We start from the raw sequence: 13,462 nt of genomic DNA, 5'->3' as shown, positions 1-13,462 counted from the left end.
CGTCCCGGCGCGCATTGCATCGTGTCCAGGGCGGCCCGCATCCCTACCCGCGCCGCGCGTGACGGTTCACCCTTTCGTCCATCAGGTTCGCCATGCCCAGCACCGCCTTGATCGCGCACCAGCGTAGCGGCTCCGGCGGCATCGCGGGCGTCCGGTGCGTCAGCGCGTCGAGGAGTGGCGACTCCGCTCCGCTGATCCGGTTGGCCAGCACCTGCCCGATCAGCGACTGCGTGCCGACCCCATGCCCCGAGCATCCGGCCGTGTAGAACACGTTGCCGTGCGCACCGGTCGCGCCGACCACCGGCAGCGCATCGCTGGCGACCGAAATGTAGCCGCTCCAGCATGCCCGCACCGGCACGTCGCCCAGTTGCGGGAAACGCGCGTGCAGCGTCGCCAGCAGCGCGCGATACGCTGCGTCGTCCGGCACGTTCGGCGTCCGCGAACCGTAGACATAATCCAGCCGCTTGGTCGTCAGCAACAGCGTATTGCGCGCGGTGAGCCGGTGGCTCTCCATCGTGAAGTGTGGCGTCACGATGCCCTCGCGATTCGGCCAGCCCAGCGCCGCCAGTTGCGCATCGGACAGCGGCCCGGTTTCGAGGGCCGACACGCGCAGCGGCATCACCTTGTTGCCGAGCAGGCCGAGTTGCGGCGTATACGCATTGGTGGCGAGCACCAGGACCGGCGCGCTCGCACTGCCGCGCGCCGTCCGGATCCGCACGGTTTCGTTCGCGTCGAAGTCGAGCAATGCGGTGTTCTCGTAGAGCCGTACGCCCGCGACGAGGGCCGCGCGTCGCAGGCCCAGCACATACTTGCCGGGGTCGAGCGTACCGCCGCCCGGGAAGTGACAACCGAACAGGAACGCCGGTGGAATGCCACGCGCACGCATTGCCGCGCCATCGAGAAACTGCGCGGGCGAACCCAGCGCGATGCCGGTCTCCATGTCCTCACGCAAGCGCTTCTCCTGCGACGGATGCACACTGGCGCGAATGATCCCCGACGCACGATAGTCGCAATCGATTCCGTGCTCGACCAGCTTGCGTTCGACGTAGGCGACGCCTTCGTCGTAAAAGCCGACGATCCGTTTCGCCTGCTCGCGCCCCACGCGCTTCACGAACAGGTCGTATTCGAGCCCCTGCCCGCCCGCGAGATAACCCGCGTTGCGCCCGCTCGCGCCGAAGCCCGCGAACTCGCGCTCGATCACGACGACGCTGGCGCCGCGCGCGGTCAGCTCCAGTGCGGTGGACAGGCCCGCGAAGCCGGCGCCGACGACGATCACGTCCGCGTGAACGTCGCCCTCCAGCTGCGGCTGCAAATCGTCCGGCCGCTCGATCCATCCGCCGATAGGCCGGTAGGTTCGCAACGCACGGTCGGCCTGCGCCGTGTCGAAGCGCATTGCCTGGCCGGTCGAATCATCCTGAATCCCGTACTGCATATTGCTCATGTGTGCCTCCTTCATTTCGTGCCGCCAACAGGGATACCGCTCATCTCGGGTCGCCCTCAGCGTGACGTCAACACGCCGTCCTGCGAGAACAGCATCGGCGTGCCGCCCCTGGCCGGCAGCGCGGCGGTCAGCGTTGCGCGATCCGGGCGCTGCGCGACCTCGACCGGCGCCGCCCCCGCGGGCTGCTTCAACACCAGGCCATCGAGCCCGACGCCGATCAGGCCGTCGCCTGCCGCCACCAGGTCGGTGATCGAACTCCGCGTGCGACTGTCGACGGCGGTCCAGCGCTCGCCACCGTCGATGCTCTGGTACAGGCTGCCGAGCAGGCCGCCCACCACCACGCGGCCGTCCGGAAGCGCCACGCCGGTCCACAGCGAACCCTTGCCGCCCGTCTGCAGGTAGCGCCAGTTCGCGCCGCCGTCGGTCGACTTCAGCACCGTGCCCTGTTCCGCCGAGATGTAGAGCGCGCCCTTCCGGTCGCCGAACGCGTGATAGAGATTGCGGTCCGCCTTGCCGCCGCCCGGCGGCTTCGGCAGCGTCACCTTCGCCCAGGTCTTGCCGCCGTCATGGGTTTGCAGCATCAGCGACCACAGGCCGACCGCGAACCCGTCCTGCGGCGACGTGAACAGCACGGAGAACAGCGGCTGGTCGACCGACGTGTCGAGGCGCTGTGTCGTCCAGGTTTCGCCGCCGTCGTCGGTCGCGAGTATCGTCCCCCACTGGCCCACGGCCCAGCCGTGCTGCGCATCGGCGAACGCGACGGCCGACAGCGTCGCGGCAACCGGCACGCGCCGCGCCTGCCGCCAGGTCTTGCCGTCGTCGTCGGACAGCACCACGATGCCGTGATCGCCGACGGCGACGACCCGCGAGCCGGCACGCGTCGCGTCGGTCAGCATCATGTGCGTCGGCGCGGGCCATGCGTGCGCCGGCTTCGCGGCCCATTCCGCGACCGTTCCGCGGGATTGCGCGAACGCGGCTGCGGCGGCGCACAGCCCGATACAGGCAACGAGTGTCTTGATCATCTGGAGATCTCCATGAAAGTGGGCGGGCGTCAGTGGCTGAAGAGCCCCGGCGCACGGGCCGGCTTGCGGCGCGGGAACCGACGCTCCAGCACCGAGGCCAGCGCGGGCAGCGCCGTCATCGCCATCAGCAGGTTGACGAGGAACATGAACGCCAGCAGCTTGCCCATGTCGGCCTGGAATTTCAGCGCGGAGAAGCTCCACGTCGCCACGCCGATCGCGAGCGTGATCGCCGTGAAGATCGTCGCGACGCCGACTTCGAGCAGCGCGTGCTGCACCGCCTTCACGATCGTCTGCCCGCTCGCGAGATGCACCTGCAGCCGGTTGTAGATGTAGAACGCGTAATCGACGCCGATCCCGACGGCCAGCACCATCACCGGCAGCGTCGCGACCGTCAGCCCGATCTGCAGCTCCTTCATGAACCAGTAGCCGATGAAGGTCGCAACCGACAGCGGCGCGCAGCAGGCGATCATCGCGCGCCAGTTGCGGTACGCGAGGAACACGAGGATCAGGATCGCGCCGTACACGTACAGCATCATCGGCAGCTCGCTGTCCGCGACTTCCTCGTTGGTGGCCGCCAGCACGCCCGCGTTGCCGGCGGCAAGACGCACGGTGATGCCGGGGAACGGATGCGACGCGCGGTACTGCTTCACGTCGTCGAGAATCCGGTTGATCGTCGTGGCCTTGTGGTCGGTCAGGAACAGGTGCACCGCCGACATCGTGCAATCGGCCTCCATGAAGCCCTTCACGCGGCCGACGTCGACCGACACCGCGCCGTAGTTCTCCGGGTCGATCGGCACCACGTTCATCTTCGGATAGTCTTCGTTGTAGCCCTGGTTGTACGCGCGCAGCATGCCCGAGTACGACTGCACCGACACCACGCCCGGCTCGGTGCGCATCGCGGCCGCGAAGTCGTCTTCGTACAGGCCGACCGCCGGGTTGTCGCAGGCCTTGCCCGTCGACTCGATCGCCACCGTCAGCCAGTCGAGGCCCATGTCGTAGTTGCCGGCGATCGCCGTCGCGTCGCGGTTGAAACGCGCATCCGCGCGCAGCTCCGGCGCACCGGGCTGCAGCGTGCCGATCACGCGGTCGCGGCTTTGCCACGCGGCCAGCGCGAACACGACCAGCGTCAGCGCGACGGTTGCACCCGCGTACTTCGGCTGCGCGATGCGCGCCAGCGGGCGCAGCCATGCCGAGCGCCGCTCGCCGCGCTTGAGCGCGCTGTCCGCATAGCGCTTCGTGAAGTTGAAGCACGATGCCGCCACCGGCAGCAGGATCAGGTTCGTCACGATCTTGTACGCCACGCCGAGCGATGCGGTGATCGCGAGCTCGCGCACCATCGGAATCGGGATCAGCAACAGCGTGATGAACGACACGAACGCGGTGATCAGCGCCAGCACGCCCGGAATCAGCAGCCCGCTGAAACTGCGCCGCGCCGCTTCATACGAGCTGTGCCCGTGCGAAATCTCGCGCACGATGAAGTTCACCTGCTGCACGCCGTGCGACACGCCGATCGCGAACACCAGGAACGGCACCAGCACCGCGAGCGGGTCGAGGCCGAAACCGAGCAGCTTCAGCGTGCCGAACTGCCAGACCAGCGACGTCAGCGAGCAGAGAATCAGCAGCACCGTGAAGCGAACCGAATGGCAGTACCAGTACACCGCGAGCGCGGTCAGCAACAGCGCGATCGCGCAGAAGCCGAGCACGCCCTTCGCGCCGTCGGCGATGTCGCCGATCTGCTTCGCGAAGCCGATGATCTGCACGTCGTAACCGGCATCCTCGAACGGCTGGCGGATCTTCTGTTCCAGCAGGTGATTGAACGCGACGTAGTCGAGCACCTTGCCCGCGCTGTCCCGCTCGTTCAGCTCGGCCGTGATCATCGCGCTGTCCTCGCCGTGCGACACGAGCGTGCCGACATAGCCGCCGAGCGTCGTCGCGCGGCGGATCTTCTCGACGATCTCCGGTGTCAGCTGATCCGGCGTGATCGTGCCGGAGATGATCGGCTCCGCGCGAAAACCCTCGTCGGTGATCTCGTTGACGAACGCGTTCGACGTCCACAGCGACCGCACGCCGATCCGGTCGACGTTCGGCAGGTAGGTCACCGCCTGCGTGACCTTGTACAGCCGCGTCAGGCCGTCCGGCGTCCAGATCGAACCGTGCTTCGCGCGCACGACGACGGTGATCCGGTTCGCACCGAGCAGGTCGTTCCGGTATTGCTGGAACGTGCGGATGTACTCGTGGCCGATCGGCATCTGTTTCTCGAAGCCGGCATCCATGCGCAGTTGCATCGCGAACACGGCCATCGCGACGGTGAACAGGCCGATCGCCGCGAGCACGATCGCGCGATGACCGAAGAAAAGCCTTTCAAGGCGGCTGACCAGACGATTAAGCACTGCATGACCCCTTCATGTTTTCCGGCGATGCGCGACACGCGCGCCCGCTTCCGCTTGAACCCGTCAGAAGTTCCGGGTGGCGAACACACCGATGAAATTGCGGTCCGCGTACGGATTCCCCACCGACTGATGGCCGCCGAAGAACGCCGCGAAGTTGATGCCCGCCTGCCACGTCGGCGGATTCTGGTTGAACAGCACGTAGACGTTGACCGACTTCGCGCCCTGCATGTAGTTGGCCGTGAAGGTCGGCGTATAGCCGTACAGGCCCGTGCTGAACGTCACGCCCGGCGTGACCTGCCAGCCGGGAATCAGCGAGCCGTCATAGGTCCAGTTGAAGTCGATCGTCGCGCCCACCGAGCTCGACGTGCCTTGCCCCTGCGTGATCGGGTAGCCGAGCCCCGAGTTGTTGTTCAGCCACGGGAAATAGCCGGCGGCCGGCACCTGCGTGACCGGCTGCCCGCCCACCGTGCGCGTGACGTCCGAACCGAGGCCCGGGTAGTAGATCCACGTGAGTTCCCAGGTCAGCGTCGCGGAATCCGCGGCGATCAGCTTCAGGAACGGATACTCGCTGCGCGTCAGCGCGAGCAGCCCGTTCACGTCGAGCTGAAGCTTCTTCTTGTCCGCCCACTGCTGGCAGTTGACGCCTTGCACGCCGTTCGTGATCAGGTCGGTCGGGCCGCCCGCGCCGTAGCAGCTCGATAGCGCGACCGCATCGCGCGGCCGGTACGACAGCTCGGTGCCGATTGCCCACGGCCCGATGCCGAAGTTCGCGCTCGCGCCGAACAGCTGGCGGTTTTGCAGATACGACCACTGCGCGGTGCCGTTCGCGAGCGTCGACAGCACCGGTGATTTATCCGTGTAGTTCAGGTAGTAGAACGCGAAGTTCGCATCGAACGAGCGCGGCGAATAATTGAACTTCACGCCGAACTGCGGCCGGTATTTCGCGGGCAACTGCGTCGAGACCGGAATGCCGAGGTCGTTGAATGGCGGCCCGGCGAACGCGCCGTTCACGAGCCCGTTCTTGATCGCGTTCAGCGTATCCTGGTTGCCGGCCGCGGCCCCGCCGCCGATCGCATTGGCGATCGTGCCCACGCCCGGCCCGACCAGGTTGGGGTTGTTCGCGTTGATCGTGAACGGTTCCGCACCGCGGCCGACGACGTTCGCCAGCGACCAGTACGACCCGACCGGCGGGATGCGGTTGCCGTTCCACTGGAACTGGTAATAGGCCTCGGTACTGAAACCGTGGGACAGATCGGCGGCAAGGCTCAGCATCGGCGCCGGCAGCAGCGCCTGCTTGAGCTGCGAACCGGGAATCAGCAGTTTCTGCGTGTCGAGCGAGTTGGTCGCGTTGATGCCGCTCTGCGCGAACATGCTCTCGCCCCAGTTGATCACCTGGTTGCCGAGCCGAACGTGTGCGCTGTGCCCGTTGATCGTGAAATCCTTCTGCGCCCACAGATCGAGCAGCTGCGCGTTGTACACGACCTGCGCGGCAGCCGTGCTCGACAGCGGCGTTCTGGCCGTTCTCCCGGCGAGGAAGTCATACATCCCCGTGCCGCGCACCATGAACTTGAGCCCTTCGCTCGGCATCTTCAGCAACAGCTCGCTGGTCGCGCTCACGTAGGTGCTGAACGGCTGGCCCTTGCGGTAGTTCAGGTCGCCTTCGTCGCCGTAGCCCCACTGGTTCGTATTGGCGGCCGCGCCGCACCCGTACGCGTTCGGATCGCCGGTCAGCGAACAGCTCGGACTCTTGGTCCGGATTCCGCCGCCCGCGGTGAGATTGGACACCCACGATCCCTGGACGCTGCCGTCCCCGAGCGTGAACTCGTAGCCGTACGCAGTCGACGTCGCCGCACCCAGCATGGCAATCGACACCGTAGTATGCCTAACTATGTTGCTTGCTTTCATCGTCCCACCCATCTCCAGACCGGATGCCGACGGCGCGAGCGCGCACGTCGGATTCATTTTTTTATATGTCTATGGCAATCAGCGTTCGCTGACCGATCTCAGCGATTCCGCCGTGAAGAAATCGGACTTGAAGCGCGGATCGTTGATCTCCTGGTACCAGCGGATGTCCTTGCCCTGGCCGATCGTCGACGAATCCATCACGTAGCGCCCGTTCAGGAGGTCGTATTGCGCCATCGGCTCGTTGTCGCAGGTGCCGCCCAGCTCCCAGACCGGAATCGGGTAGCTCTCGCGCACCTTCCACAGCTTGCCCTGCGCGTCGTAGTCCTCGCCGATGAGCGCAAGCCAGCTGTCCTCGTCCAGGTAGAACACCTTCTTCGATGCGACGTGGCGCGCGCTCGGCTTGACCGTCGCCTCGACGACCCACACGCGATGCATCTCGTAGCGCCGGTTCGCCGACGCGATGCCGTCGGGCGTCGCGACGTCGTGCAGCTTGCTCTTGAACTTGTACATGCCGAACGCGTTATACGGAACGAGCATGTCGCGCTTGCCGACCAGCTTCCAGTTGAACCGGTCGATCGAGCCGTTGAACATGTTGGCTTCGTCGATCAGGTACTGGTTCTCGAAGCCGATCAGCGGAGCATCGTGCGTATAGGCCGGCATGCGTCTCACGCGGCGCTGGCCCGGAAAGTAGTAGTAGGTTTCCGAATCCTTGTTGAAATACTGGCGCTGCACGAAGGCCTGCCCGGCAAGCGCGGCCGGCGAGGTGGCCGAGAAGTACGCGGCCAGGCTGAGCTGGTCGACATCCTTCGGCCCGCTCTTGCCCGTCTTGCCCGACGGGAAGTAGAAGACCTGCGGGCCGATCCCGTCGATCCATTCGCCGCCGCCCGGACGCGGCGAGATGGTCGTGACGTCCAGCGGCCATTCGATGCCGATGCCGCGATAGCGGTTCTCGTAGTTCAGGATCGCTTCGGCGCCGGTCTTCGGCTGGGGAAACGGCACGCCGGGCAGGACCGCCGCCTCGAGCGTCTCGCCGTCCGACGCGAGCTTCGCGGCCGTGAGGTTGGTCTTCGTGTTCTGCTCGGCGAACTCCGGCAGCTGGCACTCGCGGTGCGACGGATAGACATCCATCCGGTAGCCCTTGCGCTGCTTGATCAACGCGATCTGGCCGGGCGACAGCATGCTTGCGTACTTGTCGACGTTCGCGGCATCGATCGAGTAAAGCGGCTTCTCGCTCCGGTGCTTCCAGAAATCGCCGCGCGTCTTGCCGTATTCCCAGCCCGACTGCGGCTCCTGCCTGCCGGCAAAGGCAGGAATGGATCCGTCCTTGCTCGCGCCGCGTTCGGCCCCCACCGCGGTGAGGTCGTCGGCCATCGCACTGCCGGCCATCATCAACAACGCCGCCGCGATTGCGGACACGGTTCCGATCGTGTGCTTCTTCATCATGCTCTCCTTCCGAGACTCAGCTTTCATTCACCGGTTGTGTGGCCGTCGGGCAGCTGGCGTTCGTTTCGTTGCGATTTCTCGCGGCGAACGCGCCGTTTTCCGGCCAGCCGTCGCGGGACTTCCGCGACCGCGAAGCGCTCGGCATTCCTTTCGCCGACGCGCGCCATGTTGTAAGTAATACGAAATATATTGAATGCTCTTCCGTCACACATGCTGCATGCCCTGCGTGCCCCTTCCATCGCCGGTTCGGGGCTCGCCGCATCCGGCTGAACCAGCCTCAGGTGCCGGATGCAGCGGCTGAGAATGCTTCCTTACGTCGCAGTCGCAGCCGCCGCGCCGGCCGCGCTAACGGCCCGACTTTTTCCTCAAACAGCGCCCGACCCGACCACCGCCACCGCCCGCACTTCGACGCACAATTCGGGCAGCGCGAGCTGCGTCACCCCGACTGCTGTCCACGACGGATAGCGATCCGGGAAGTATTCGTCCTTCACGGCCCCGAAGGCTTCGACCTCGGCGCGCAGGTCCGTATGAAAAGTCATCAGTTCCACCACGTCGGCCAGACTCGCACCGGCCTCGACCAGAATCGCCTTCAGCGATTCGAACGCGATGCGCGCCTGCGCCTGTACGCCGTCGCCCGGCCGCATGTCCGCGCCGATTCCGACCTGGCCGGACACCCAGATCGTGTCGCCCACCCGCGTGGCCGGAGCGAAATGGTAGGTGTCGTACCACGCCTTGAACCCGGGTGGAATGATCGGTTGACGCTTGCTGGTTGTTGCCATGACGGGAATCCTCCGGATTCAGACGAGTTGACGGAAACACGGCGCGCGAAACGGATCACCCGCCTTCAATGACGCGATTTCCTCGACGAACAGGATCCCCGCCGGCGTAAAGCCCGACGCACTGTTGTCCGGCAGCGGGCTGAAGGTGGCGTCGTCGCCGAAGAAGCGCAGCACGAGCGTGTGGCGATCGGGGAAATCCGGATCGACCACGCCGCCGCCGTGCAGCACGCCCGGGTGCAGCAACAGCACGTCGCCCGGCTTCGTGGCCCACGAGAGAATGTCGTACTTGCCCGGATCGGCGCGACGTTCGGCTTCGATGTCGGGCATCCGCGGCCAGACGCCACCGCCATGCAGCGGCTCGGTGGGATCGTCGACGTTCTGGAACGTGGTGCCGTCGTGACGCACACCACGATGCGAACCCCGCACGATCTCGAGCGCATTGCGCTTCGGAACGGCTTCGAAGCTGATCCACGCATTGCCGAAGTGCATCCCCGCCCACGGCAGGTACGAGGTGTCCTGGTGCCACAGCGAGCGCGCGCCCTTGCCGCCTTGCTTCAGGAAGAGTTCCTCGGCGAAATACCACGCGTGCTTCGATCCCCACAGGTCGGCGAACAGTCGACCGAGCGGCAACGTGTCGACCAGCTCGTCGAGGCGCTGCTTCGCATACGGATTCGCGTTGTCGACGTGCGACCGGAATTCGGTGCCGTCGAGCATACTCGACGCCATCGGTCCCGGATTTTCGATACCCCAGTCGAACGCCCGCCGGCATTGAGCCAGTTGTTCCTCGTTCAGCAGACCTTCGATCAGAACCGCGCCGTCCTCTGCGAAAGCCCTGCGCTTGACATCATCCATCTGTCACCTCCTGTTGGTTCGCCCCTGCCCTATTTGCGGGTGCTGTGTACCGTCTCAAAAGTAGTTCGGAATAACAATGTTAGGTAATGATGATAAATTTAGAACGAAATAAAAAGAGCGGGTATTCCCGGTGCGGATGCAGTGCGTAGACAAAGCGGGATGACAGCCGCGCTCCCGACCGGCCGCGCGCCAGCAGGCACGCCGACTGGCGAGCAAGACGAAAGTCAGGCGAGGGGCCAACACCCCTCTTTCCTGTGACGATTACTTGACGGCCTTAAGGTGACGTCGACAGCGTCGTTTCGATACCGGTCAATCCAGAATGAATGCGCATCACGATGCCTCCAGGCTGCCGGTGGGTCGATATCGAGACTGCCCAACGAAGATCCAGGGATACACCAAGGCTCATGCCCGCGCGTCTCGCACCGGAGCGCCATCGGTCACACACGCTATCGGTCGCAGTACGCTCCGGAAGCGATTCAGCACTGCACGCCCCAATGACACAGTGGCCGTCTCCGGCGTGTGTCATCGAGCGACGCAAATGCCTCGATGCGCTGCGCCACGCACTTACGCGAGGCGACGGTTCCCGTTCCGGGTCGAGCGCAACCGGCTGGCGTCATGCGCCTGACCTGCGCGTTCCAGCGCGCAATAGGCGTAATAGAGCACGACCGTCACGTACGACCACGTCACCAGTGCGAATACGTAGAAATTGACCACGACGTTGTGCGCATCCCCGGGTATCGGATAGAAATCGTAGATGCATGCGATCGCGAACGAGGTCACCATTGCAACAGTCGACGTCATCGCATGGAACCGCTCGCCGGCCGCCAGCAATTTCCGGACGAATCCTGCGAGATAGATCGTCAGCAGCCCCCACATCGCGACATAGAAGTAAGGCAGCGCCTTGCCGACGACGCCGGACACGAGCACGACGGTGCCGACAGCGGATATCGCGAACAGCGCGACGTCCTGCCACCCCGACGGCTTGTAGCCGCGCGTCACGGCCATCAGCCCCGCGACGGCGACGATCGGCATCCCGAAGCCCCGGGAGAACGCATCCAGAAAATGCGAGATGAGCCCCGACAGCTCGAAGTGAGTCGCGAAATAGATCAGCGCATTCGACGACGACACCGTCACGATGAACCACTCGATCCCGAGCAGGTAATTACGCTTCTTGAGAAACTTCCAGCCATAGATGGCGGTGGTGGTCGCCAGCAACGCACTGGCAAGGCAAAGCACGAGAGTTCTGGTGTCCATGATCAAACACTCCATTCCGATTGCGTACGGTTCATCATTCCTGCTCCGGATTCAAACTTGCCAGGTACTGGGCGACGGCCTCGCGGTCCTTCTGCGACAGCGCCGCGGTGACGCGCTGCATCGTGCCGGTCGCTTCGGTGCGCGTGCCGGCGGCAAACGCGTCCATCTGCTTCAGCAGATAGTCGTGCCCCTGGCCCGCCAGCCGCGGGAACTGCGCCTGGCCCGTCAGGCGCGCGCCGTGACACGCTGCGCACGCCGCCTTCTCGACCAGCAGCTTGCCTTGCGCCGCGAGTTGCGGATCGGCCTCGAAATAGCGGTTGCGGCGGGCCGGCTGCCGCGCGTAGTAGTCGGACAGCGACTTGATGTCGGTCTCGCTCAGGCTCATCGCCAGCGGCGCCATGTTCGGGTTCGCGCGCTTGCCGCTCGCGAAGTCGTGAAGCTGGGCCGCCACGTAGGACGCCGGTTGCCCTGCGAGGCTCGGATAGCCCTGCTCGAGCGAGGTGCCCTTGTCGCCGTGACAGCCGAGGCACGTGTCGGTCTGGTGCGGCCACGGGCCGCCGTCGGCGCGATACGCGTCTTCCGACGCGGCGACGAACTGTTGGAGCCGATACAGGTTCAACAGGGACGGCCCGAAGATGACGAGCGACACGGCGACGAGCCCCGCAACGGCGAGCAAAATGCGTTTTTTCATGATTGCTCTCCTATGCGCGGCGCAAGCCGTTCAGCGCCTGCAATGCACCCTGGTGGCCCGAGCGCACGGCGCCATCCATGTAGCCCGCCCAGATGTTCGCGGTTTCGGTCCCCGACCAGATCAGGTTGCCGCACGGCAGATGCAGTCCGTCGCCGTGCGCGCTCCAGAAACCCGGCGGAATCGCGGACACGCACGTGATCGTCCACGGATCGACGCGGCTCCAGTCGTGGTCGTGATACGACACGGGCGACAGCGCATCGTCGCCCCATGCCTGCGCATAGATTTCCGTGAGCATGCGTTGCGCGGCCTTCCGGTCCGATGGCAGCATCGCGTTCCGGACGAACGCATTGATGATCCCGATCTCGCCACCGGGCGGCGAGTTGTCGTAGGCCCAGATGACCGGCCCGCCCGCCTGGAAGATATGGCCGTTCAGCCCCTTCTCGCGCCAGAACGGACGGCGATAGACCATCGCGGTCTTGCGCGCCGGCGAGTGAGCGGGCCATGCGCGTTGCAGCGACGCCCGCCTCTCCGGCAACGGCGGCTCGAACTGCACCTGGTTGCACAGGGCCGGGTGGATGGCCATGATGACCTTCCGCGCTCGCACGTCCCCGTGATCCGTATGCAGTGTGACGACGTCGCGATCCCAGTTTGAGATCCGGCGCACCGGCGTCGACAGGCGCACCTTGTCGCCCAGGTGCGCGGCCATCTTCGTGCTGAGAATTTGCGATCCGCCGATGAAGCGCGTTTCCTGTGCGCTGTGCTTGATGGAGTCGAGCTGCGTGTAGTCGCACGACGCCGAGTTGATCATCGACAGGAAGTGCAGCAGCCCCATCTTGACCGGCGGAGCACCGCCGGACAGCGTGCACGAGCCGTCCCAACCGATCCGGTCCTCGGGCTTGATGTCCTGCTTCACCATCCAGTCGGCCACCGACAGCTTGTCCAGCTCGCCGACCCGAGGCGAGGTCCACGGCGCACCCGACGGCACATCGCGCGACATCGTGCTGAGCTTCGACGAAATGGCTTCGTCGGTGCCGAACGTGCCTTTCAGGTCGACCGCCACGCGGCCTTCGCCGCCCAGGATGACCGTCTTGCCGTCGTAGTAGCTCGGGAACGTGCCGACCTCCAGCTCGCGAGCGAGATCGGCGACAGCGGTCTGGCCCGGCCCGATCCACTGCCCGCCGACCTCGGTGACGTAGCCGCCTTCCACGTTGTAGTTGAGTGTCCGGCCGCCGACGCGGTCGCGCGCCTCGAGCACCACGAACGATTCGCAACCGGCCTGGCGCAAATCGCGCGCCGCCGTCAGGCCGGCCAGCCCCGCGCCGATGATGGCCACGTCGAGCACGTCGCCCGCATTGCCGGACGGGCCGCCTTCGCCGGCGCTCGCCTGCCGTGCGCCGATCGCCAGCGTGCCCACGACTGCGGCTGACGCACCGGCGTACTTGAGCCACTGCCGTCGATGCAGATCGGCTGCTCCATTGGGGAAAGACTTCTTTGGCATGGTGTGTTCGCTACTGCAATGAAATTCACTCGGGAGCCATCCATCAGGATGACGAACGATAGGCGGCCCGTTCGGCACGTCGTTCCGAACCGATCGGAATGCGCCCGCCATCCCTGCCCCGCTTTGGGCGCCAGGCAAGTCGACGAGTCATGCAATCCATTTGTAGGAATATGTGACAAACGTAGGT

Annotated in this window: 10 protein-coding genes; all 10 read right to left on the bottom strand. The window is 65.4% G+C overall.

Going from position 1 to position 13,462, the window contains the following annotated elements:
• Window positions 1-43: 43 nt before the first annotated feature.
• The gene (locus tag BCEP18194_RS01560; RefSeq protein ID WP_425266310.1) at window positions 44-1,432 is read right to left on the bottom strand and encodes an FAD-dependent oxidoreductase; all 1,389 of its coding nucleotides are present in this window, start codon (window positions 1,430-1,432) and stop codon (window positions 44-46) included.
• A 65-nt stretch (window positions 1,433-1,497) separates the two neighbouring features.
• Window positions 1,498-2,463: a WD40/YVTN/BNR-like repeat-containing protein gene (locus BCEP18194_RS01555; RefSeq protein ID WP_011349531.1), complete on the bottom strand. Its 966-nt coding sequence runs from the start codon at window positions 2,461-2,463 to the stop codon at window positions 1,498-1,500.
• 29 nt (window positions 2,464-2,492) lie between these two features.
• On the bottom strand, window positions 2,493-4,853 hold the full coding sequence (locus BCEP18194_RS01550; RefSeq protein WP_011349530.1) for an efflux RND transporter permease subunit: 2,361 nt from the start codon (window positions 4,851-4,853) through the stop codon (window positions 2,493-2,495).
• Window positions 4,854-4,916: 63 nt separating this feature from the next.
• A complete protein-coding gene (locus BCEP18194_RS01545) occupies window positions 4,917-6,758 on the bottom strand; it encodes a DUF1302 domain-containing protein (RefSeq protein WP_011349529.1) in 1,842 nt (613 codons plus the stop codon).
• 78 nt (window positions 6,759-6,836) lie between these two features.
• Window positions 6,837-8,201 carry a DUF1329 domain-containing protein gene (locus BCEP18194_RS01540; protein WP_041492420.1) on the bottom strand — a complete coding sequence of 455 codons (1,365 nt, stop codon included), beginning with the start codon at window positions 8,199-8,201 and terminating at the stop codon, window positions 6,837-6,839.
• 365 nt (window positions 8,202-8,566) lie between these two features.
• The gene (locus BCEP18194_RS01535; RefSeq protein ID WP_011349527.1) at window positions 8,567-8,980 is read right to left on the bottom strand and encodes a RidA family protein; all 414 of its coding nucleotides are present in this window, start codon (window positions 8,978-8,980) and stop codon (window positions 8,567-8,569) included.
• An 18-nt stretch (window positions 8,981-8,998) separates the two neighbouring features.
• Window positions 8,999-9,832 carry a phytanoyl-CoA dioxygenase family protein gene (locus BCEP18194_RS01530; protein ID WP_011349526.1) on the bottom strand — a complete coding sequence of 278 codons (834 nt, stop codon included), beginning with the start codon at window positions 9,830-9,832 and terminating at the stop codon, window positions 8,999-9,001.
• A 564-nt stretch (window positions 9,833-10,396) separates the two neighbouring features.
• Window positions 10,397-11,086 carry a hypothetical protein gene (locus tag BCEP18194_RS01525; protein ID WP_011349525.1) on the bottom strand — a complete coding sequence of 230 codons (690 nt, stop codon included), beginning with the start codon at window positions 11,084-11,086 and terminating at the stop codon, window positions 10,397-10,399.
• 34 nt (window positions 11,087-11,120) lie between these two features.
• Complete coding sequence (locus BCEP18194_RS01520; protein ID WP_011349524.1) at window positions 11,121-11,777, bottom strand: c-type cytochrome; 657 nt, start codon at window positions 11,775-11,777, stop codon at window positions 11,121-11,123.
• 10 nt (window positions 11,778-11,787) lie between these two features.
• Window positions 11,788-13,275 carry a flavin monoamine oxidase family protein gene (locus BCEP18194_RS01515; protein WP_041492419.1) on the bottom strand — a complete coding sequence of 496 codons (1,488 nt, stop codon included), beginning with the start codon at window positions 13,273-13,275 and terminating at the stop codon, window positions 11,788-11,790.
• Window positions 13,276-13,462 lie beyond the last annotated feature (187 nt).

The organism is Burkholderia lata (assembly GCF_000012945.1).
Classification (GTDB): domain Bacteria; phylum Pseudomonadota; class Gammaproteobacteria; order Burkholderiales; family Burkholderiaceae; genus Burkholderia; species Burkholderia lata.
This window is presented reverse-complemented; position numbering and strand designations above follow the sequence as displayed.

Excerpts from the sequence above, each read along its gene's own strand:
- BCEP18194_RS01530 (WP_011349526.1), bottom strand. The coding sequence starts at position 9,832 with ATGGATGATGTCAAGCGCAGGGCTTTCGCAGAGGACGGCGCGGTTCTG.
- BCEP18194_RS01540 (WP_041492420.1), bottom strand. The coding sequence starts at position 8,201 with ATGATGAAGAAGCACACGATCGGAACCGTGTCCGCAATCGCGGCGGCG.
- BCEP18194_RS01515 (WP_041492419.1), bottom strand. The coding sequence starts at position 13,275 with ATGCCAAAGAAGTCTTTCCCCAATGGAGCAGCCGATCTGCATCGACGG.
- BCEP18194_RS01555 (WP_011349531.1), bottom strand. The coding sequence starts at position 2,463 with ATGATCAAGACACTCGTTGCCTGTATCGGGCTGTGCGCCGCCGCAGCC.
- BCEP18194_RS01525 (WP_011349525.1), bottom strand. The coding sequence starts at position 11,086 with ATGGACACCAGAACTCTCGTGCTTTGCCTTGCCAGTGCGTTGCTGGCG.
- BCEP18194_RS01545 (WP_011349529.1), bottom strand. The coding sequence starts at position 6,758 with ATGAAAGCAAGCAACATAGTTAGGCATACTACGGTGTCGATTGCCATG.
- BCEP18194_RS01520 (WP_011349524.1), bottom strand. The coding sequence starts at position 11,777 with ATGAAAAAACGCATTTTGCTCGCCGTTGCGGGGCTCGTCGCCGTGTCG.
- BCEP18194_RS01535 (WP_011349527.1), bottom strand. The coding sequence starts at position 8,980 with ATGGCAACAACCAGCAAGCGTCAACCGATCATTCCACCCGGGTTCAAG.
- BCEP18194_RS01560 (WP_425266310.1), bottom strand. The coding sequence starts at position 1,432 with ATGCAGTACGGGATTCAGGATGATTCGACCGGCCAGGCAATGCGCTTC.